This window comes from Pseudoflavonifractor sp. 524-17 (assembly GCF_009935845.1).
In the GTDB taxonomy this organism is placed as follows: Bacteria; Bacillota; Clostridia; order Oscillospirales; family Oscillospiraceae; genus Pseudoflavonifractor_A.
On sequence record NZ_QWEK01000006.1, the window covers coordinates 143,177 to 163,705 of the forward strand.

At 61.7% G+C, this 20,529-nt stretch carries 18 protein-coding genes and 1 pseudogene; 16 read left to right on the forward strand and 3 right to left on the reverse strand.

Annotation, left to right across the window (positions count from 1 at the left end):
• Window positions 1-3: 3 nt before the first annotated feature.
• The 5 genes from murA (at window position 4) to ftsZ (ending at window position 4,791) form a co-directional block, all read left to right on the forward strand.
• Window positions 4-1,266 (forward strand): UDP-N-acetylglucosamine 1-carboxyvinyltransferase, encoded by a 1,263-nt coding sequence (gene murA / locus D1159_RS01870; RefSeq protein ID WP_161843994.1) that lies wholly within the window; start codon window positions 4-6, stop codon window positions 1,264-1,266.
• Between the two features lie 84 nt (window positions 1,267-1,350).
• Window positions 1,351-2,232 (forward strand): FtsQ-type POTRA domain-containing protein, encoded by an 882-nt coding sequence (locus D1159_RS01875; protein ID WP_161843995.1) that lies wholly within the window; start codon window positions 1,351-1,353, stop codon window positions 2,230-2,232.
• Window positions 2,233-2,301: 69 nt separating this feature from the next.
• On the forward strand, window positions 2,302-3,057 hold the full coding sequence (locus tag D1159_RS19960) for a DUF881 domain-containing protein (RefSeq protein WP_161843996.1): 756 nt from the start codon (window positions 2,302-2,304) through the stop codon (window positions 3,055-3,057).
• Complete coding sequence (locus D1159_RS01885) at window positions 3,057-3,410, forward strand: small basic family protein (protein ID WP_161843997.1); 354 nt, start codon at window positions 3,057-3,059, stop codon at window positions 3,408-3,410. Before D1159_RS19960 ends, D1159_RS01885 begins: the two co-directional genes overlap by 1 nt.
• Window positions 3,411-3,612: 202 nt before the next feature.
• The gene (gene ftsZ / locus D1159_RS01890; RefSeq protein WP_161843998.1) at window positions 3,613-4,791 is read left to right on the forward strand and encodes a cell division protein FtsZ; all 1,179 of its coding nucleotides are present in this window, start codon (window positions 3,613-3,615) and stop codon (window positions 4,789-4,791) included.
• Window positions 4,792-5,028: 237 nt separating this feature from the next.
• Here the strand turns inward: ftsZ and D1159_RS01895 are convergent, their stop codons facing one another.
• A complete protein-coding gene (locus D1159_RS01895) occupies window positions 5,029-6,402 on the reverse strand; it encodes an MATE family efflux transporter (RefSeq protein ID WP_161843999.1) in 1,374 nt (457 codons plus the stop codon).
• 204 nt (window positions 6,403-6,606) lie between these two features.
• Window positions 6,607-7,269: an NlpC/P60 family protein gene (locus D1159_RS01900; protein ID WP_161844000.1), complete on the reverse strand. Its 663-nt coding sequence runs from the start codon at window positions 7,267-7,269 to the stop codon at window positions 6,607-6,609.
• A 156-nt stretch (window positions 7,270-7,425) separates the two neighbouring features.
• On the opposite strand from D1159_RS01900, the gene D1159_RS01905 reads away from it, so the two are divergent.
• From D1159_RS01905 to D1159_RS01915, 3 genes are read left to right on the forward strand one after another with little or no spacing between them, the layout of a single operon-like run.
• Complete coding sequence (locus D1159_RS01905) at window positions 7,426-7,698, forward strand: FeoA family protein (RefSeq protein WP_161844001.1); 273 nt, start codon at window positions 7,426-7,428, stop codon at window positions 7,696-7,698.
• A gap of 2 nt (window positions 7,699-7,700) precedes the next feature.
• Window positions 7,701-9,047, forward strand: coding sequence for a ferrous iron transporter B (locus tag D1159_RS01910; RefSeq protein WP_161844002.1), 1,347 nt, complete (start codon window positions 7,701-7,703; stop codon window positions 9,045-9,047).
• A 40-nt stretch (window positions 9,048-9,087) separates the two neighbouring features.
• Window positions 9,088-9,396: a cysteine-rich small domain-containing protein gene (locus tag D1159_RS01915; RefSeq protein WP_347563620.1), complete on the forward strand. Its 309-nt coding sequence runs from the start codon at window positions 9,088-9,090 to the stop codon at window positions 9,394-9,396.
• A gap of 103 nt (window positions 9,397-9,499) precedes the next feature.
• Here D1159_RS01915 and gdhA read toward each other — a convergent pair whose 3' ends face one another.
• Complete coding sequence (gene gdhA, locus D1159_RS01920) at window positions 9,500-10,837, reverse strand: NADP-specific glutamate dehydrogenase (RefSeq protein ID WP_161844003.1); 1,338 nt, start codon at window positions 10,835-10,837, stop codon at window positions 9,500-9,502.
• Between the two features lie 381 nt (window positions 10,838-11,218).
• Here gdhA and D1159_RS01925 point away from each other — a divergent pair, with 381 nt between their 5' ends.
• From D1159_RS01925 to D1159_RS01960, 8 genes and pseudogenes are all read left to right on the forward strand, one after another.
• Window positions 11,219-11,359: a hypothetical protein gene (locus D1159_RS01925; protein ID WP_161844004.1), complete on the forward strand. Its 141-nt coding sequence runs from the start codon at window positions 11,219-11,221 to the stop codon at window positions 11,357-11,359.
• Entirely contained in the window at window positions 11,356-12,954 is a 1,599-nt protein-coding gene (locus D1159_RS01930) for a recombinase family protein (protein WP_347563621.1), read from the forward strand. The genes D1159_RS01925 and D1159_RS01930 overlap by 4 nt, the downstream gene beginning before the upstream one ends.
• A gap of 26 nt (window positions 12,955-12,980) precedes the next feature.
• A pseudogene (locus tag D1159_RS01935) lies at window positions 12,981-13,832 on the forward strand (ferrous iron transporter B); the annotation flags it as partial.
• Between the two features lie 251 nt (window positions 13,833-14,083).
• On the forward strand, window positions 14,084-16,408 hold the full coding sequence (locus D1159_RS01940; RefSeq protein WP_161844006.1) for a polysaccharide pyruvyl transferase family protein: 2,325 nt from the start codon (window positions 14,084-14,086) through the stop codon (window positions 16,406-16,408).
• A gap of 257 nt (window positions 16,409-16,665) precedes the next feature.
• Window positions 16,666-17,520, forward strand: coding sequence for a rhomboid family intramembrane serine protease (locus D1159_RS01945; RefSeq protein ID WP_243152049.1), 855 nt, complete (start codon window positions 16,666-16,668; stop codon window positions 17,518-17,520).
• Window positions 17,498-18,079, forward strand: a complete 582-nt coding sequence (locus tag D1159_RS01950) for a GNAT family protein (protein ID WP_243152050.1) — start codon at window positions 17,498-17,500, stop codon at window positions 18,077-18,079. The genes D1159_RS01945 and D1159_RS01950 overlap by 23 nt, the downstream gene beginning before the upstream one ends.
• Before the next feature lie 248 nt (window positions 18,080-18,327).
• Window positions 18,328-19,329 carry a tryptophan--tRNA ligase gene (trpS, locus tag D1159_RS01955; protein WP_161844007.1) on the forward strand — a complete coding sequence of 334 codons (1,002 nt, stop codon included), beginning with the start codon at window positions 18,328-18,330 and terminating at the stop codon, window positions 19,327-19,329.
• A 31-nt stretch (window positions 19,330-19,360) separates the two neighbouring features.
• On the forward strand, window positions 19,361-20,518 hold the full coding sequence (locus tag D1159_RS01960) for an MraY family glycosyltransferase (RefSeq protein ID WP_161844008.1): 1,158 nt from the start codon (window positions 19,361-19,363) through the stop codon (window positions 20,516-20,518).
• Window positions 20,519-20,529 lie beyond the last annotated feature (11 nt).

Here is a 20,529-nt window from a genome sequence, read left to right on the forward strand (position 1 = left end):
AGTATGAAGTCTGCTATACTGATCAAGGGGGGGCGCCCGCTGGCGGGGACGGTAAAAGTCCACGGGGCGAAGAACAGCGCACTGCCCATTTTGGCGGCGGCCCTGCTGGCCCCGGGAAAGAGCGTAATCCGCAACTGTCCGCCGCTGTCCGATGTGAACGCCTCTCTGGATATTCTGCGTCATTTGGGCTGTACTGTGGAGCAGGACGGAGACGTAATTGCCGTGGATGCCTCGACCCTGTCCCGCTGGGACATTCCCGACGGCCTGATGCGGGAGATGCGCTCCTCCGTCATCTTTCTGGGGGCGGTTCTGGGCCGGACGGGGCAGGCGGAGCTGTCCTTTCCCGGCGGGTGCGAGCTGGGCCCCCGGCCCATTGACCTGCACCTGGCGGCCATCCGTGCCCTGGGAGGCGTGGTGCGGGAGGATGGGGGCCGGCTGCGGTGTGCCGGCGGTCTGACCGGCCGGGAAATTATCTTCACCCGGCCCAGCGTAGGCGCTACGGAGAACGCCATGTTGGCCGCGGTGGCGGCCAGCGGTACGACCATTTTGTGCAATGCCGCCCGGGAGCCGGAGATCGTGGATCTCCAGAACTTTCTGCGCACATTAGGGGCCAGCGTCCGGGGGGCGGGGACCTCCATGGTGGTGATCGAGGGGGGAAAGCCCCTCCACGGCGGGGAATACACCGTCATGGGAGACCGCATCGTAGCCGCCACCTATCTGGCGGCGGCGGCCGCCGCCGGGGGAGAGATCGCCGTCTCCGGGGTGACGCCCGGCCATCTGGCCACGGTGTGCGCCGTGCTCGCCGAGGCGGGATGTGTCCTGCGCCAGGAGGGGGACGTGATCCACCTGGCCAGCCAAGGGCCGCTGGGTGGGGCAAAGCCAGTTCATACCGCGCCCTATCCCGGCTTTCCCACCGACGCGCAGCCCCCGCTCATGGCCGCGCTGGCCCGGGGGACAGGAATCACCCTCTTTGTGGAGCATATCTTTGACAGCCGCTACCGGCACGTGGATGAGCTGTCCCGCATGGGGGCGGACATCCGGGTGGAGAGCCGGGTGGCGGTGGTGTGCGGCGTGCCCAGGCTCCACGGGGCGGCGGTGGAGGCCGCCGACCTGCGGGGCGGCGCGGCCCTGGTGGTGGCCGCCCTTGCCGCGGAGGGGGAGAGCCGGATTACCGGCCTGAAGCACCTGGACCGGGGCTACTGGAATCTGGAGGAGAGCCTGCGGGGGCTGGGGGCGGAGGTGGTCCGCCGCCGGCTGGACAGTTAAGAAAATTCTTAGAATTAATTTATGGTTTACCGGCAAAGATTCTGGTATCCTGCTGATTGAGATACATACGGAGGCGAAGAGCAGATGGCGGCGAGAAAGAGACGGCGACGGCGGCGCAACAGGGGGCGCTTTGGCGTACTCTATAAGCTGCTGTCCACGCTGCTCATTCTTGCCGCCATTGTGACCGGGTGCATTGTATTCTTCCGGGTGGATGAGATCATCGTGGAGGGGGAGAGCCGCTATACCGCGGCGGAGATCATCGGCTGTCTGGGGGTGGAGCGGGGAGAAAACCTGTTCCAGCTGGACAAATTCAGTATGGCCCGCCAAGTGCGCACCCAGCTGCCCTATATCGACGAGATCAGCATCAGCCGCAAACTGCCGGATACTTTGGTGGTGCGGGTGAAGGAGAGCACCGCCATCGCTGTCTTTGAGCACGGCGGATCCTGGTGGCTGCTGGACGCCCGGGGCAAGATCCTGGAGCGGGGGGATTCCCTCCTGATCCAGGACCGGCCGGTGCTGCTGGGCATCAACGCCTTGGCCCCCGCGGTGGGCAGTCCTCTGGCGGTGGAGGAGAGCCAGCAGCAGAAGCTGGCCTGCCTCACCAGTCTGCTGGGGGCGCTGTATGACCGGGGAGTGAGCTGGCGGGTGAGCGAGTTTATCGACGTGAGCGAGAGCCGGGTCCGGTTTGGCTACAACGGTACGCTGACGGTGGAGATGCCCCTGTACAGCGACTTTTCCAGCCAGGCCTGGCGGCTGAAGCGGGCCATGGAGGAGCTGGAGGCCAAAAACGGGAGTATAAGCGGCACCCTGCGCCTGCCGGCGGAGGGAAACCAGGCGTGGCTGCTTACCGAGCGGTGGATGCCCGGCAGCGACCTGCCGGAGGCGCCCGGCCAAGACCAGCCGGAGCCAACGACCCAGCCGGATCCCGCCGGCGCGTCCCAGACGGAGCCGCCGGCCGGGGAATAGGCAGAGGAATTTCTGCGAAATGTTCTTTTTGGCCCCGTTCTCTTTGGGAAAGGGGCAGGGAGGAAGTACATGGCACAACTGAAACGGAAACGGGGCGAGCTGGCGGTGGTATTTTCCTTTGGCCTGCTGGGTTTTCTGCTGGCGCTCCAGCTGAAGAGTGTGAAGCTGAACACAGCGGTGGAGACCACCGGCGCCGCCCGTCTGGAGACCCTGCAGGAGTTGTACAACAACATGGCGGCGGAGCGGGACGAGCTGAAGCTCCGCCTGGACGAGGCCCAGGGCGAGCTGGAGGAGTACCGGTCCGCCGCAGCCTCCGGACAGGGGAGCGAGGCGCTGAAGACGGAAGTGGACCGTCTTTCTGTCATCGCGGGACTCACCGATGTGGAGGGTCCCGGGGTTATGGTGGTGCTCAACGACTCCAAGGCGGAAAATACCACCGGGGACGAGATGGACTACCTCATCCACGACAGCGACCTGCTCACAGTCATCAATGAGCTGCGGGCCGCTGGGGCCCAGGCCATCTCCTTCAACGGGGAGCGGATTCTGGCCACCAGCGAGGTGCGCTGTGCCGGTCCGGTGGTCATGGTCAACGGCAAGCGGTTCGCCGCCCCCTTTGTTATCTACGCCATCGGTGACCCCACCACGCTGTACAACGCCCTGACGATGCGAAACGGCGTGGTAGACGTGTTAGGGCAGTGGAAAATTCAGGTGAATGTGACCATGAGTGACTGTCTCCTGATTGAGAAGTACACCGGAATCATTCAGACCGGCCACCTCCGCCCCGCCGCAGCGGTGGGGGAGGAGGAGAGGGGGGGCGAGGGATAGTGCTCTATCTGGAGTTTGTGGGACTGGCCATCGGGCTGCTGGCAGGCTGGCTGTTCCCCTGGACCATCCCGCCCCAGTGGTCCCTCTATGTGGCCGCAGGGCTGCTGGGAGCGCTGGATTCCGGCTTGGGCGGGTGCAATGCCCGGCTGAAAGGCCAGTTTAAACTGAGCATTTTTCTCTCGGGCGCCGTGGGAAACACGTTGATTGCCGTATTTTTGACCTGGCTGGGGGAAAAAATTGGAATCCCGCTGTATTTGGCGGCGGTAGTGGTCTTCGGCACCCGAATGTTCCAAAACTTCGCAGAAATCCGAAGGGAGCTATTGACTAACCGGCAGAAAAGCAATAAAATATAAAGAGGTATATTTTGTGTGACCTGGGTCTTGTTTAAAAATTGCCGGTACGCTCCCCAAAGAGCGGGGCTTTTTTCACCTCTCTCCATTGAGACAAGGCCTGACCCGCGCCGCTTCCGGCGAACGAAACACCGGGCCGCGCGGGCCGCTTGAACAGAAGCGCTAGAGAGATAGATGTTGAATTGTTTACATAGGAGGAGCAGTTATGGCGATTGGACTGGATACCGGGCCTGACAACGTGGTTACCATAAAGGTGATCGGTGTGGGCGGCGGCGGAAATAACGTGGTCAACCGTATGATCGAGTCGGGAATGAGCGGTGTGGACTTTATTGCCGCCAACACAGACAAGCCATTTCTGGATGCGTCTCGGGCGACGTATAAGGTCCAGTTGGGCGAGAAGCTTACCGGCGGCCGGGGCGCGGGCGCTGACCCGGAGAAGGGGCGCAAGGCGGCGGAGGAGAGCCGGGCGCAGATTGCAAAAACTCTGGAAAATACCGACATGGTGTTTATTACCGCCGGAATGGGCGGGGGTACCGGCACCGGGGCGGCCCCAATTGTGGCGGATATCGCCAAGGAGATGGGGATCCTGACCGTGGGCGTGGTGACCAAGCCCTTTAATTTCGAAGGACGCCGCCGGATGAACCAGGCGGAGAAGGGGATCGAGGATCTGCGGGACAAGGTGGACAGCCTTGTGGTAATCCCCAACGAGCGGCTGAAGTATGTCAGTGACCAGAAGATCACCCTGTACAACGCGTTTGAGATTGCCGACGATGTGCTGCACCAGGCGGTGCAGTCCATCTCCGACCTGATTAAGAAGACCGGCCTAATCAACCTGGACTTCGCCGACGTGTCCGCGGTGATGAAGGACGCAGGTATGGCCCACATGGGCGTGGGCCGGGCCGCCGGTAAAAACAAGGCGGAGGAGGCGGCCCGCCTGGCCATCTCCAGCCCCCTGCTGGAGACCTCCATTGACGGCGCCAAGGGCGTGCTGATCAACTTCACCGGCTGTATGGACATGAGCCTGGACGAGGTGGACGCCGCCGCCGGCCTGGTGCGGGAGGCGGTCCACCCCGACGCAAACATCATTTTCGGCACCAGCTTTGACGAGAGTATGGAGGATGAGATCCGCATTACGGTGATCGCCACCGGATTTGAGGAGGAGTATGCCGGGGCGCTGTCCAGCAAGCCCTTCTCCGCCCCTGCGGAGCGCAAGCCGGAGCCCGCGCCGGTCACCCCCATTACTCCCATTACGGAGAGCGGCGGCTTTGGCAGCACTGCCGTACCGCCTGCCCCCGCTCCCACCCCTGCCTTCGGCGGTGAGAGCACCGGCATGACCGACGACGGCTGGGACGACATCTTCAAGATCTTCAATCAGAAGCACTGAGAGAAAAACCGTGCCGCAGAGCCCTGCTCTGCGGCACGGTTTTTTCCGAGTGTCAAAAAACGCAAAAATTGAAGGCTTCGGAGGGAAGGATAGTGTGAAAGGGAACCGTCAGGGTTCCCTTTTGCGTCCAAGCAAACCAGTTTTCAGAACTTTTCGAAGTTCTGAAAACTGCGCTCAGCCTGGCGAAAATACTTTTTCGGCAGGCTGAAAAAACGCAAAATTCGCCCCGCTGCGTGGTCAGGCGGCGTCCTCCTCCGGCATGGGTCGGATGACCCGGACATAAATGGAGCGCAGGAAGACGGCGCACAGGAGAGTAGCCACACACTCGGCGATGGGGAAAGCCCACCAGATGAGCTCCAGCCGGCCAGTGAGGGAGAGGAAAAACGCCGTGGGGAGGAGAACCAGCAGCTGACGGATCATGGAGATGCCCATGCTGAGGAAGCCATGGCCCAAAGACTGCATGGTAGAGGTGACAATGATATTAAAGCCTACAAAGAGGAAGGCAAAGCTGATGGACTTCAGGGCAGGGATACCAATGGCCAGCATATTTTCCGATGCCTTGAACAGCAGCAGAATCTGGGAGCTGAAAAACTGGATGAGGAGGAAGCCGGCCAGCATAATGGCACTGGCAAAGAGAATGCCCAGGCGGATGGTGTCGGTCATGCGCTTTTTCTTCTTCGCGCCGTAGTTATAGGCGATAATGGGGACTAACCCGTTATTCAGACCGAAGACCGGCATAAAGACAAAGCTCTGGAATTTGAAGTAGATGCCCAGCACTGCGTTGGCCGTGGAGGTGAAGGCCCCCAGAATCTGGTTGAGAGCGAAGGTCATGGCCGAGCCGATGGAGTTCATTACAATAGAGGGCAGGCCCACGCTGTAGATACGGGAGATGATGTACCAGTTAGGCCGGAAGCCCCGGAACTGGAGCTGGATGTCGCTGTTATACCGCCAGTTGAACAGGCCGGCCAGGGCGGCGGCGGCAAACTGTCCGATGACCGTGGCTACAGCGGCGCCGTCAATACCCATAGCTGGGAAGGGCCCCCAGCCGAAGATGAGAATGGGGTCCAGGATAAGATTGGTGATGGCCCCCAGACTCTGGGTGATCATAGTATAGAAGGTGCGGCCGGTGGACTGGAGCAGCCGCTCCAACATAATCTCCAAAAAGAGGCCGGCGCAGAAGAGAGAGCAGATGCGCAGATAAGAGGCGCCATAGCCGATAATGGCCTCACTGGTGGTCTGGAGGCGGAAAAACAGCTCAGAGAAGAGGCCTCCCAGCAGCATGAAGAGGAGCAGGCTGACCACAGTGAGAAAGAGGCCGTTGGTGGCGGCAGCGTTGGCCTGGGCAGTGTTTTTTTCCCCCAGGCTACGGGAGAGCAGGGCGTTGACGCCTACGCTGGTGCCCACCGCGATGGCGATAAGCAGGTTTTGGAAGGGAAAGGCCAGCGAGACGGCGGTAAGGGCGTCCTCGCTGATCCAAGAGACGAAGATGCTGTCCACCACATTGTACAGGGCCTGGATCAGCATGGAGAGCATCATGGGCAAAGACATGGTAAGGATCAGCCTCCCCACCGGCATGACGCCCATTCTGTTTTCAGGGACACGCTCTGACATTTGAATAACCTCCTGAAAAGTGGAGCCGCAGCACCCCGGCTGCGGCAGTTTTGTATTTCCTTCGATTCAGCAGGTCTATTATACTGTAGAGTTGGCGGAAAGGTCAATTACCTGGAGACAAGTTTGTGAAAAGGTGATGAATGTAGGACAAAAGAAGGACTCACTGTGAGGGAAGGAATTAAAAATTGAACAAAAAAGAGCCAGTTACTCCGGCCAGGGCGGCCGTGCCGCCAAGGAAAAACCAGTTTGGGCGGCGTCTTGGGAGAGGACGACGCCTCCCAGACTGCGGGAGCAGTGGACTGCTGTGACAACGCCGTCCCCGTCCTGCCCCAGAGCCAGCCCCACATGGGAGAGATCGGGAAAAAAGACCAGATCTCCAGGCTGAAGCTCCTCCCACGAAATGGGGGTGCAGGCGGCATACTGGTTCCGCGCGCCGTCCCCCACGAGGCTGGCCCCGGCGGGGCCGCCCAGGGCATTGACTGCCAGCCAGGTGATGAAGCCGGAGCAGTCCAGGCCGAAGGGCATCCGGCGTCCGGTGTCGTCGGAGCCAAGGGCGGTAACGGTCTGGTATTGGCCCCACCGAAGATCCCAGCCTAGGGCGGTGGACTTGCCACCCCAGAAATAGCCCACCTGCCCCACCAGACGGCAGGCGTTTTCGCAGGCCGCCTGCCGCGCTGGGGAGAGCCCCTGGGGGAGGGCGTCCACCAGAGCGGCGGCTTGGGGGGAGAAGGTGGGGAGCGGCCGCTCCGGCGTGCCAGGGTGGGGCCGGGCCAAAAGGAGAGGGCACAGCAAAAGCACAAGGACCCAAAAGAGCATCACCGGGGTCAGTGCGCTGGCTGCCCTGTGGGAAGCGTATTTCCGATTCATGGGACAAGACCTCCCTGAGAGATGGTCACCGACCGGCGGCTCCGGCAATAAAATGAGATTGTGGAGGGTGGAATTCCGCCCGCCGCAGACTTCAAAAGAGCAGAAGAAACTTTTTTGAAGCGCTTTGACTATCACTATGTCTGGAGGCACTGAGATATGAGTGAACGAAATTTAGATAAACTGCGCCTGGGGGAGTCTGCCCGGGTGGCGGAGGTGACGGCTGACCCGGCCATGCGCCGCCGCCTGCTGGATCTGGGGCTGGTGCCTGGCACCTGGGTGACCTGCGTGTCAAAGAGTCCGGCGGGGGACCCCACCGCCTACCGGATCCGGGGGGCGGTCATCGCCCTGCGGGGGGTGGACGCCGCAGAAGTAAGGCTCTGGGACAGGGAGGGCCGCCCTGCGCCGCTGTGCCGGACGGCACTGGCCTGAAAATGGGACTGACAAAGACGGCCACCGGTCTGGGCGCGGCGGGCCGGGAGGGGACCATTTGGCGAGAGAATCCAGAGGACCGGGTGATCGCCCTGGCGGGAAATCCTAACGTAGGGAAATCCACCCTGTTTAACTGCCTGACCAAGCTGCATCAGCACACAGGCAACTGGCCAGGGAAAACGGTGGCCACCGCCCAGGGACGCTGCGAACATAATGGAACAGGCTATGTGCTGGTGGATCTGCCAGGTACCTACTCTTTGATGGCCCACTCGGCGGAGGAAGAGGTGGCCCGGGATTTTCTGTGCTTCGGCGGCGCTGATGCCGCTGTGGTGGTGTGCGACGCCACCTGTCTGGAACGCAACCTGAATTTGGTGCTCCAGACCATAGAGATTCAGCCCCGCACGGTGGTGTGCGTGAATCTGCTGGACGAGGCGGCGCGGAAGGGAATTGAGATTGATTTGGAGGGGCTCTCCCAGCGGCTGGGCGTCCCGGTAGTGGGAACCTCCGCCGGCCGGGGGGAGGGAATACAGGCGCTGATGGACGCGGTAGAAGGGGTGCTCTCCCGTCCGCCCCAGACCAAGCCGCCCCGCTATCTCCCGCCCATGGAGCGGGCGCTGGAGCCGCTGACTGTGCTGGTTACGGGGCGGAGCGGCCCGCTTCCGCCCCGGTGGGCGGCGCTGCGGCTGCTGGAGGGAGAGGCGCGGACATTAAACTGGCTGGCCGGGGCGCTGGGGGAGGATCTGCGGGGGGATCCCCAGATTGCCGCCTGTCTGGAAGCGGCCCGGGGGGAGCTGGAGGGCGCCGGCCTGGACGCCGCCCTTCTAGGGGAGCGGCTTGTATCCTGCCTGGTTTGGACGGCGGAGGATCTGGCCCACAGAGCGGTGCGCCGGGATGAGGCCAAGGCAGACCGGTGGGACCGGCGGCTGGACCGGCTGTTTACCAGCCGCTTGACGGGGATTCCGGTAATGCTGCTGCTGCTGGCGGGGGTATTTTGGCTGACCATCACTGGGGCCAACTATCCCTCTCAGCTGCTGGCGGACGGTCTGTTCCAGGTCCAGGACTGGCTGACAGCGCTGTTTCAGCGGCTGAACGCACCGGACTGGCTCCACGGAGCACTGGTGCTGGGGATGTACCGCACCCTGGCCTGGGTGGTGAGCGTCATGCTGCCTCCCATGGCCATTTTCTTCCCCCTCTTTACCCTGTTGGAGGACTTTGGCTATCTGCCCCGGGTGGCGTTCGTGCTGGACCACGCCTTTCAAAAGGCCAGAGCCTGCGGCAAACAGGCCTTGACCATGTGGCTGGGGGAAAAACCGTATGCCGGTTGCCTTTTGTCCGCAGGGCGGGTATAATCAGACTGCTTCACAATAAGAGAAGACAGGAGGAGAGAACGTGGAAGATGTGACCAAGGCCCGCTGGTGGGACAAGCACTACGCCTTTTTCTGCAACCAGGCCTGTGAGTACTTCCCCTGCCATGAGACTGAGACTCCGGAGACCTTTAACTGCCTGTTCTGCTACTGTCCTCTTTACCCCCTGGGGGCGGACTGCGGGGGCGCGTGTACCTTCTCCGGCAGCGGCGTAAAGGATTGCAGCAAGTGTACCTTTCCCCACAAAAAGGAGAACTACGGCGCGATTATCGCCCAGTTTCCCCGGATCGCGGCGCTGTACCAAGGAAAGCACAAAGAGGGCGGCGGAACATGAAAACCGGCCTTTGTCCCTACAAGGGTGACAAAGGCCGGTTTTTATAATATGGAAGAAAAGCGCGGGAGAAAAAGGGGGGGACGGCGCTTATGAATACAGCTTCTTAGACCAGCCCCTGATCCATCATGGCCTCGGAGACCTTCAGAAAAGCGGCCACATTGGCGCCGGTGACGTAGTCGTTTTCGTTCTTGCCGTACTCGGCGGCAGCGGCGGACATATTGGCGTAAATATTGGCCATAATCTCTCTCAGACGGTTGTCTACCTTCTCAAAGCTCCAAGCCAGGCCCACGCTGTTCTGGCTCATCTCCAGGGCGGAGACGGCTACGCCGCCGGCGTTGGCGGCCTTGCTGGGCACGAAGAGGATGCCGGCCTCCTCAAAGGCGGACATGGCCTCCAGAGTGGAGGGCATGTTGGCTCCCTCGCACACCATCCAGCAGCCGTTGTTCAGCAGGCTCTGGGCGGCGTCCAGATCGATCTCGTTCTGGGTGGCGCAGGGCAGGGCGATGTCGCAGGGGAGGGTCCAGATACCCCGGAAGCCCTCATGGTACTCGGCCTTGGGCCGGGCGGCCACGTATTCCCGGATGCGGGCCCGGCGGTGCTCCTTCAGCTCCTGAATAACGGCCACGTCCACGCCGTCCTTGTCGTAAATATAGCCGTCGGAGTCGCACATGGCGATGATCACGGCGCCCATCTCCTGGGCCTTCTGGGCGGCGTAGATAGCCACGTTGCCGGAGCCGGAGACAATGATCCGCTGGCCCTGGAGGCTCTTGCCCTTGTGGGTGAGGATCTCGTTGGTAAGATAGACCACGCCGTAACCGGTAGCCTCGGTGCGGGTGAGGGAGCCGCCGTAGGCCAGGCCCTTGCCCGTGAGCACGCCGCAATACTGGGCGGTGAGGCGCTTGAACTGGCCGTAGAGATAGCCGATCTCCCGGCTGCCCACGCCAATGTCGCCGGCAGGCACATCCACCCCTGGACCGATGTGGCGGTAGAGCTCGTTCATAAAGCTCTGGCAGAAGCGCATAACCTCCTCATCGCTCTTGCCCTTGGGATCAAAGTCGCTGCCTCCCTTGCCGCCGCCGATGGGGAGGCCGGTGAGGGAGTTTTTAAAGATCTGCTCAAAGGCCAGAAATTTCAATACCCCTTGGTTGACTGTGGGGTGGAAGCGCAGGCCGCCCTTGTAGGGACCGATGGAGCTGCTGAACTGGACCCGGTAGCCCCGGTTGACGTGGTACTCACCCTTTTCGTCCCGCCAGGGCACCCGGAAGGAGATGATGCGTTCCGGCTCCACCAGACGCTCCAGCAGCTTGGCCTTCTGGTATTCCGGGTGGCGGTCCATCACGGGGCGCAGGGAGCCGAGTACCTCGGTGACGGTCTGAATAAACTCCGGCTCATAGAAGTAGCGGGCCTTGACTTCGTCCAGCACATGATTGACATAATCCATAATCAGAACCTCCATTACGATTTGAGATGAGGCCGGCCTCCGCAGACAGGCGTGCGGCTGCGCGCATACAATTTTCCCGGAGGAGAGCAAACTGCAAGTTAATTAAAACTAAACTGCAAGTATGCTGGGAGGTGAAATCCTGACAGGGCAAGGAGAGTTTGCTGAATTTGCCCTGTAATCCGGAAAAATGACAGGGCTATTATAACGCTTTCCCCCTGGGGGCTGTCAAGAGCAAATTCGAAAAATCGAAAAATTGCATGACGAAATCTGATATCTTGCAAAAATGGGGGAAATTAGAGGGAAAATTCAGGGGCTAAACCAAAGATAAAAGGAGAACTGAACCACTTATCTGCCGCATAGAGTAGGGTAGGAGGTGGTTTCGTGGAATTTAGACAGGAAAATAGAGGAAATCAGGATCTGTATTTGGTGAAAACGGAAGGGGCAGGGGAGCGGAGCAAAGAGGAGGTGCTGAGCGGGCTGCTTTGGAGCGGTGTACAGGAAGAATGGGGGGAGGAGGTGTGAGGGCCGGGGCCTGCCGGGCGGGGCTTTATCTGCGCCTTTCCAAAGACGACGAGGGGAACGGTGAGAGCGTCAGCATCACCAACCAGCGGATCCTGCTGACTGAGTATGTGCAGAAGCAGGGCTGGGAGATTGTGGACAGCTATATTGACGACGGCTGGAGCGGAACCAGCTTCGAACGCCCGGCCTTCCAGCGGATGCTGGCGGACATTGAGCGGGGGCGCCTGGACGTGGTGCTGACGAAAGATCTCTCCCGGCTGGGCCGGGACTACATTCAGACCGGGCAGTATACCGAGGTCTATTTTCCCTCCAAGCGGGTGCGGTACATCGCTGTCAACGACGGGTTTGACACCGCCCGGCCTGACACGGACATGGCCCCCTTCCGCCATGTGGTCAACGAGATGTACGCCCGGGACACCAGCCGGAAGATCCGCAGCTCTCTGGCGGGAAAGATGCGGCAGGGGAGCTACATTGGCAGCTTCGCCCCCTACGGCTATCAAAAGGATCCGGAGAACAAAAACCGCCTGGTCCCGGATGAAGCGGCGGCGGCGGTGGTAAGGGAAATTTTTAACCGGGCGGCGGGGGGCGAGAGACCAGGTGAGATTGCCGCGGCGCTGACCGGGCGGGGGGTTGCGCCGCCTCTGCTGTACCGCTGTATCTGCCATCCGGAGCTGGACGCCGCCCGGCTGGGGGCCCGGCGGGACTGGGCGGCGGCTACCGTGTCAAAGATCTTGAAAAACAGAGTCTATCTGGGCCATACCCTCCAGGGAAAGACGGAAAAGGTGTCCTTCAAATCTAAACTTACGGTATATCGCCCCCCGGAGGAGTGGGTGGTGGTGGAGCACACCCATGAGCCCCTGGTGAGCGAGGAGGGTTTTCGTCTGGTCCAGTTCCGCCGGCGGAGGACCGGGGCAGGGGCCTTTTCCAACCTGTTTTCTGGAATCGCCCGGTGCGCCCGGTGCGGGAGCGCCATGTCAGCCGTGGGGAGCCGGAAAAAGGATGCGCCGGTGAGCCTGGCCTGCGGAGCCTACAAGCTCCGCGGAAAAGAGGCGTGCTCCAACCATTTTATTGCCTACAACGTGCTCTATGAGATTGTGCTGGAGGTGGTGCGGGAGCAGCTTGCTCTTACGCCGGGGGAACGGGAGGAGCTGTACCGGCTGGTATGGGAAAAAGCTGTTCAGACACCGGAGCGGGGAAGGGGAAAGCGGGAGGCCCTGGAGCGGGAAGCGGCGGGGCTGGAGCGTATGGTAGAGCAGCTCTATGAGGACCGACTCAGCGGGCGGCTGTCCCAAGGGAGCTTTTACCTGTTGTTGGAGAAATATGAAGGGCGGCGGGAGAAACTTCGGGCCGCCCTGGCCGGCGCGGAGCCGTGGGAGGCTCGGCGGCAGGATGGGCTGAGGGGCGCCCTGTCCCGGCGGCTGGAGGAGTGGAGCCATCTGTCCCGTTTGGACAGCAAGGTATTATTTGCCCTGATTGACCATATCGAGGTGGGGCAGGGGCGGTATGAGAAGGGGGAGCAGGGCCGGAGAAAGCGCCAGGAGGTAAAAATTGTCTTCCGCTTTGACACAAAGGAGGAGACCAGGACGGTTTTTCTGTGAAGCGGCATACCCCCCAAACCCCAGCCATGTGCATGGGCTTTGGATGCAACGCAGCTGGGGTGGTGGGATGCCGGATCATCGATTCCCCCCGGGAGCGGCTGATCGCCATTCTGACCAACAATTTTGTCCCGTGCAACGGACGCTTTCCCACGCTGATTGCCATTATCACCATGTTCTTTGTGGGCACGGAGGGGGGACTGCGGGGGACGGTGCTGCCAGCCTTGATTCTTACTGGCGTGATCTTGATGGGGGTGTTCCTCACCTTCTGGATGTCCCGCCTGCTGTCTGCCACGGTGCTGAAGGGGGTACCCTCCTCCTTTACCCTGGAGATGCCCCCTTACCGCAGGCCCCGGGTGGGGCAGGTGATCGTCCGCTCGGTGCTGGACCGTACCCTGTTTGTCCTGGGCCGGGCGGCGGCGGTGGCGGCGCCGGCGGGTCTGGTGATCTGGCTGTGCGCGAATGTGACCGTGGCGGGGGCCAGCGTACTGAGCTGGTGTACCCGGTTTCTGGATCCCTTTGCCGGCCTGCTGGGGCTGGACGGCGTGATTCTGATGGCCTTTCTCCTGGGTTTTCCCGCTAACGAGATCGTGCTGCCCATTATTTTGATGGCCTATCTGTCCGGCGGGAGCCTGATGGAGACGGGAGATCTGCCGGCCCTGCGGGCGCTGCTGGTGAACAACGGGTGGACCTGGCTGACGGCAGTGTGTACCATGCTGTTTTCCTGCATTCACTGGCCCTGCTCCACCACCTGCATGACCATATGGAAGGAGAGCGGGGGGTGGAAATGGACCATTGCGGCCGCAGTGCTGCCAACTGCGGTGGGAATGGCGGTGTGCTTTGTGGTGGCCTCCGCCGCCCGCCTGCTGGGCTTGGTGTGAAAAGAGGTTTTACTTGCTGGCCCGCCTGTGGTACAATCAGGATATCGCGAGTATCAGAACAGCAGAGAGCCCAGGCGGGCTGAAATGTGTTTTCCCCCGGCATACGCGCCGCCGGGGAAGGCGGATTGAACTTTGTTCGCGCCTGGGGGCGCGGACGCCGTGAGGCATTTTTGACAGGCAGAGCCGGATGCCGCCTTCGGTGGCATCCGGCCCGCTGGCTGACCATATAACACAGGAGAAGAGGGCTTTCCATGAAGAAAACCGGTCTGATTACCTTTCACTTTGCCCACCACTATGGGGCGCAGCTCCAGGCATACGCCACCATGCGGGCCATTCAGGACCTAGGAGCCTCCTGCGAGATCATTGACTTCCGCCTGCCCCACACCACCCGCACCAACGAGCTGTTTAAAAAGTCCGGCTCGGCGCGGGGGCTGGCGGCGGATGCCCACACGGCCCTTCACTACCGGGCGTTCAAGACCCGGTATAACCGGTTCAGCGCCTTTGTGGCGGAGGAAATGACCCTGAGCCCCCAGCGATACACCTCTTTTGAGGCGCTGAAGGAGGCGCCGCCGGACTACGACGTCTATGTGGCGGGGAGCGACCAGATCTGGAATCCCTTTATCTACGCCGACCGGCAGTTTGAGCCCGCCTTTCTGCTGGACTTTGTCAAAGAGGGCCGGAAGATCGCCTATGCCCCCAGTCTGGGCACGCCGGAGCTGCCGCCCCCCTATGACGCTCAGCTCAGGGAGTACCTTGCCTCATTTGACGCACTCTCCGTCCGGGAAAAACGGGGACAGGCCCTTATCGCCCAGGCGGCGGGGCGGGAGGCCAAGGTGGTGCTGGACCCCACGCTGCTGCTCACCGGCCGGCAGTGGGGGGAGCTGGCGGCAGACCCCGGCCGGAGGGAGCCCTATCTTCTGTGCTACTTTGTCTCGGAGCCGGGGGAGATGGCGTCCTACGCCCTGGCCCTGTCGGAGCGCACCGGGTGGCCCATTGTCCAGCTTGCCGGGGCCCGGCGGAAGATTCCCGGGGCGAAGGCCCCGATCTTTGACGCAGGGCCCAAGGAGTTTTTGGGGCTTTTTCAGCACGCCGCCGCGGTGTGTACCAACTCTTTCCACGGTGCGGTCTTCTCCCTCCAGTTCCAGCGGCCTTTTTTTACCTCCATGTCGCCCAAGGAGCGCCTGACTCCCACGAGTTCCCGGATCTATAACCTGCTGTTCCGGCTGGGTGCGGCGGACCGGATTGTGGGCCGGCCCGAGACGGCGGAGCTGGAGGCGCCCATGGACTATCAGGCCATTGAGGCGCGGCTGGTGGAGGCCAGAGCGGATTCTTTGGCCTATCTGAAGGCGGCGATTGAGGGGGAGCCCCTCCCTGCTGCCCCGGCGCAGACGGCGGAGGAGACGCCCAAGGGGCCGAAGCTGTGTGGCGCGGCGGACTGCACCGGCTGCACCGCCTGCGCGTCGGTGTGTCCTGTGGGGGCGATTACCATGGCCCCTGACCACGAGGGCTTCCTGCGGCCGGTGGTGTCGGAGCAGTGTATTTTGTGCCGCAGGTGCGAGGGGGTGTGTCCCGGGCTGCGCCCCAATGGGGAGCCCCTGGCGCCGGCGCCGGTGCTGGGCGTGAAAAACCGGGACAGAGGCGTGCTGGGGCAGAGCACCTCCGGCGGGGCCTTCTCTCTGCTGGCAGAGTATGTGATCGCCCAGGGCGGGGTAGTCTTCGGCGCCGCCTTTGACGAGACCATGACCGTCCGCCACCGGCGGGCGGAGACAGCAGAGGGTCTGGCCCCCCTGCGCCAGACCAAATATGTGCAAAGCGACCTCTCCGGCGTCTTCCGCCAGGTGAAGGCCGCCCTGGCAGAGGAACGGCAGGCACTCTTCACCGGCACCCCCTGTCAGGTGGAGGGCCTGAGCCGCTTCCTGGGCGGGGAGGCGGTGGGGCTGATCACCTGCGACCTGGTGTGCCACGGGGTGCCCTCACCGGCGGTGCTGGCGGCGTGGCGGGCCCGTCGGGAGGGGGAGGCAGGCAGCGCCACCGCGTCGCTGCTCTTCCGGGACAAGCGGGTGGAGTGGCGCAGGGCCCACCTGACCCAGACCTTCCAAAACGGCGTCACCCAGACCGCGCCCCTGATGGAGACCACCTTTGGACGGGGCTTTGGCAGCGGACTGTTTCTGCGGCCCTGCTGCTACCAGTGCCCCTGCGCCGGGAAGCGGAAATACGCCGACTTCACCCTGGGGGATTTCTGGGGCTTTCCGGAGAAGGAGATGCCTGGCGGGGTAAAGGACGGCGTGTCCATGGTGCTGCTGAACACACCGCGGGCCAGGGCGCTGTGGCCGCTTGCGGCCGGCGGGGCCCAGTGGATGGAGCGCAGCTGGGGCGAGGCGACGGCGGGGAATCCCCGGCTGCTGCTCCCCACGGGGCGCAACGCCAGGCGGGATGCCTTCTTCGCCGCCTTGCGCACCTGGCCCTTTGAAAAGGTGGAGGCGGAGTTTATGGGAATCCCCCGCCTGCCCTACCGGGTGGCGGCGAAGGTGCTGACCCCCAAAATGAAGGGGGCGATTCGGAAACTCCTGCGGTGACAGAAGAAAGATTTACAAATTGTTCTGGATTTTTCCGTCTGTCCCTGTTAGGATAGGGTATACTTTAAGCTGGAATGACACCGCCGGAGTGGGAGAGAGCTCCGGCCTTACTTAGAACCTGTATTCATAACCGTTGGACACTGTCTGGCCGGGACTTTTGCCTTGCGGGACAGCAAAATCCCACGACAATCCAGCGCCCCCGGTTGTGAATATAGGTTCTTAGAGAAAAGACCATCTTGAGATTTGGGGGTAATCACTTGCGTTCGATTGAAACTTGGCTGGATCGATTCTGCTATAAGCACCCGAGGCTGGGCATTCCGAATCTGATGACCATTGTGGTGGCAGGAAACGTGCTGGTCTATCTGCTGGATCAGTTCAGCAACGGGGTGTCCCTGTCCCTGCTGCTGGCCTTTATTCCGGGCCAGATTCTGCGGGGGGAGCTGTGGCGGCTGGTGACCTTCGCCTTTGTTCCCGCCAGCGGCGGGGTGTTCCTGCTGCTGGAGCTGTATTTCTACTGGTTCATCGGCACGGCGCTGGAGCGGGAGTGGGGGAGTACCAAGTTCACCGTCTTTTACGCCGCCGGTATGCTTTTGAACATTGTGGTGGGTCTGGCGCTCCACTTCCTGGGGGGCGGGGGCATCATGTCCATGCAGTACGTCAACCTGTCCCTGTTCTTTGCTTTCGCCACCCTGTACCCCGACTTGCAGGTGCTCTTGTTCTTTATCATCCCCATCAAGGTGAAGTGGCTGGCGTGGATTGACGCGGCCATCTTCGCCTGGAGCGTGCTGAGCAGTCTCATGGCGCTGAATATGGCGGGGGCGCTGCTGCCGGTGGTGGCGATTCTGAACTATTTCCTCTTCTTCTGGTCGGACATCACCGCCCGGGTGCGGCAGGGCCGCAGCCAGGTGAAGCACCAGCACTCCCGGCAGACGGTCAACTTCCGCCGGGCCACCCGGGAGGCCCAGCAGAAAAAGGGCTATATCCACAAGTGCGCCGTGTGCGGCAAGACGGACACAGACTACCCAGATATGGAGTTCCGCTACTGTTCCAAGTGCAACGGCTACTACTGCTACTGCAAGGAGCATATCAATGACCATGTCCACATCCAGTAATGCGCCGGAGCGGCTGGAGACGGCGGATCTGGTGCTGATCCGGTCCAGGCCGGAGCTGGCCCGGCGGCTGTGCGATTATCATATCCGCAACCAGGACTTTCTGTCCCAGTACGCGCCGGGCCGTCCGCCGGAGTTTTACACGCCGGAATTCCAGCGGAATCTGCTGGAGCGGGAAGAAGAGGAGTACCGCCAGGACATGAGCTGCCGGTATTACATCGCCCCCAAGGAGGCGCCGGAGACGCTGATCGGCCTTGCGGCAGTCAACCAGATCATACGGGGCGGGTTTCAGTCTGCCTTTGTGGGGTACAACCTGGACCGGGAATTTCTCCGGCGGGGCTATATGACCCAGGCCCTCACGGCGCTGGTGGAGACGGCTTTCGGCCCCCTGTGGCTCCACCGGCTGGAGGCCAACATCATGCCCCGCAACACCGCCTCCCTGCGCACAGCGGCCAGGTGCGGCTTTGTGCCGGAAGGGATTTCACCCAAGTACATGCAGATTAACGGCGTGTGGGAGGATCACATCCATATGGTCCGCCGGAATACCGCCTTGGAAGACTGAGAAGCGGTACCAACCGCCGCAAAGATTTGTGTTGAGGCATTGGTACGGCTTCTGAATACAGACAAGGGAGGGCGCACACCAGGAATCCCGGTGTGCGCCCTCCTTGTCTGTAAGCGCCTGCGCAGAAATGCACACACAAATTTTAAGGGCGGGGCGCGATTTTATGAACGGCCCGCATTGTAAAGTGCGGGGGTCTATGGTATACTATCTCAGCATGGGAAATTGTACACAATTGAGGTGCTTTGAGAATGGAACAGGAAAAGAAAGTCATGCTCTCCGGCATTCAGCCCAGCGGGGGACTGCATTTGGGCAACTATCTGGGGGCCATCCGGAACTGGTCCGCCCGGGCGGAGGCATTTGACTGTTACTACTTTATGGCGGATATGCACACCATCACTGTGCGGCAGAATCCGGCGGACCTGCGCCGCAATACCCTGGAGCAGCTGGCTCAGTACATCGCCTGCGGCCTGGATCCGGAAAAAAATACCCTTTTTATCCAGTCCCACGTGCCGGAGCAGGCGTGTCTGGGCTGGGTGCTCAACTGCTACACCATGTTCGGCGAGCTGTCCCGGATGACCCAGTTCAAGGACAAGTCGGCCAAGAACGCGGAGAACATCAACGGCGGCCTGTTTACCTACCCCGCCCTGATGGCCGCAGACATTCTGGCCTATCAGCCGGACTATGTGCCGGTGGGGGAGGACCAGAAGCAGCATGTGGAACTCACCCGCAACGTGGCCCAGCGGTTCAACAATCTGTACGGTGAGACCTTTAAAATCCCTGAACCATACATTCCCAAGACCGGGGCCCGGGTGATGGGCCTGTCCGCGCCGGAGAACAAGATGAGCAAGTCCGCGCCGGAGGGCTGCGTCTTTCTGCTGGAGAAGCCGGAGGACATCATGCGCAAGTTCAAGCGGGCGGTGACCGACTGCGATACACAGCGCTGCGTCCGCTACGACCCGGCCAATAAGCCGGGGGTGTCCAACCTGATGAGCATCTATGCCGCCGTTACCGGCAAAGATTACGAGGCCATTGAGCGGGAGTTTGACGGCAAGGGCTACGGCGTGTTCAAGCCCGCCGTGGGCGAGGCGGTGGTGGACCTCCTCCGGCCCATCCGGGAGGAAGCGCAGCGCCTGCTGGCGGACAAGGCCTATTTGGAGGCGGTCTACCGCGCCGGCGGGGAGAAGGCCAGCCGCACCGCCTGGAAAACCCTGCGGAAAGTCTATAAAAAAGTGGGCTTTGTGGCCCGCTGAGGCTGCGAAGACAGAAGCGAGGAGCCTTTCAATGCCTACAACTATGTCGATAGAGACCATCGGCCTGACGGCCGGCGCCCTGGCCACCGCATTTCTGGTGGCCCTGATTTCCACGCCGATTGTAAAAACGCTGGCCCAGAAGTGGGGCGCGGTGGACGTGCCCAAGGACGCTCGGAGAATGCACAACCACCCCATTCCGCGTATGGGGGGGCTGGCCATTTTTCTGGGCTTCCTGCTCAGCGTGATTCTGTTTCTGCCCTTCCTGCCCAACGGGATCAGCCGTCAGGTGCAGGGGATGCTGCTGGGGGCGGTTGTGATTGTGGTGCTGGGCATTCTGGACGATATTTTCGCCCTGCCGGCCCTGCCCAAGCTGCTGGTGCAGATTGTGGCCGCCGGTCTGGCCGCCTATACGGGAAATGTGATCAAGGTGCTGTCCAACCCCAATATTTTTTCCAGCGATCCCTACTGGGAGCTGGGGTGGCTGTCCATCCCCGCCACAATGCTGTGGATTGTGGCCATCACCAACGCGGTGAATTTGATTGACGGGCTGGACGGCCTGGCCTGCGGTGTGTCCACCATCAGCTCTATGACCATGCTGGTCATCGCCCTTGTGGTGGCCGAGCCAAATGTGGCAGTGCTCATGGCCTGCCTGGCGGGGGCGTGCATCGGCTTTTTGCCCTATAACCTGAACCCGGCCAAGATCTTTATGGGGGACACCGGGTCTACCTTTTTGGGGTACATTCTGGGTGTGGTGTCCATCCAGGGCCTGTTCAAATATTCAGCTATCATCTCCTTTGTGGTGCCCTTCCTCATGCTGGGGCTGCCCATCTTCGACACCTGCTTCGCCTTTATCCGCCGGATCGCCCACGGACAGAGCCCTATGCACGCCGACCGGAGCCATGTCCACCATCGGCTCATTGATATGGGCCTGAGCCAGAAGCAGGCGGTGGCGGTGCTCTATGTGATTTCCGCCATTCTGGGCCTGTGCGCCGTGGTGCTCACTACTATCGGCGAGCTGAAAGCCATGCTGCTGCTCTTTGCCCTGTGCGTGACCGGCGGGGTATCCGCCCGGCTGTTCCTCCCTGGAGGGGAGCGGCGGGATCGAGAGGACCATCCCCAGGCTCAAAACCAAAATCCGGCTGGGGAGGAGCAGAATTCAGACAGACAGGAGAAGGAGGAACAGCTGTGAGCGTCCGTGTG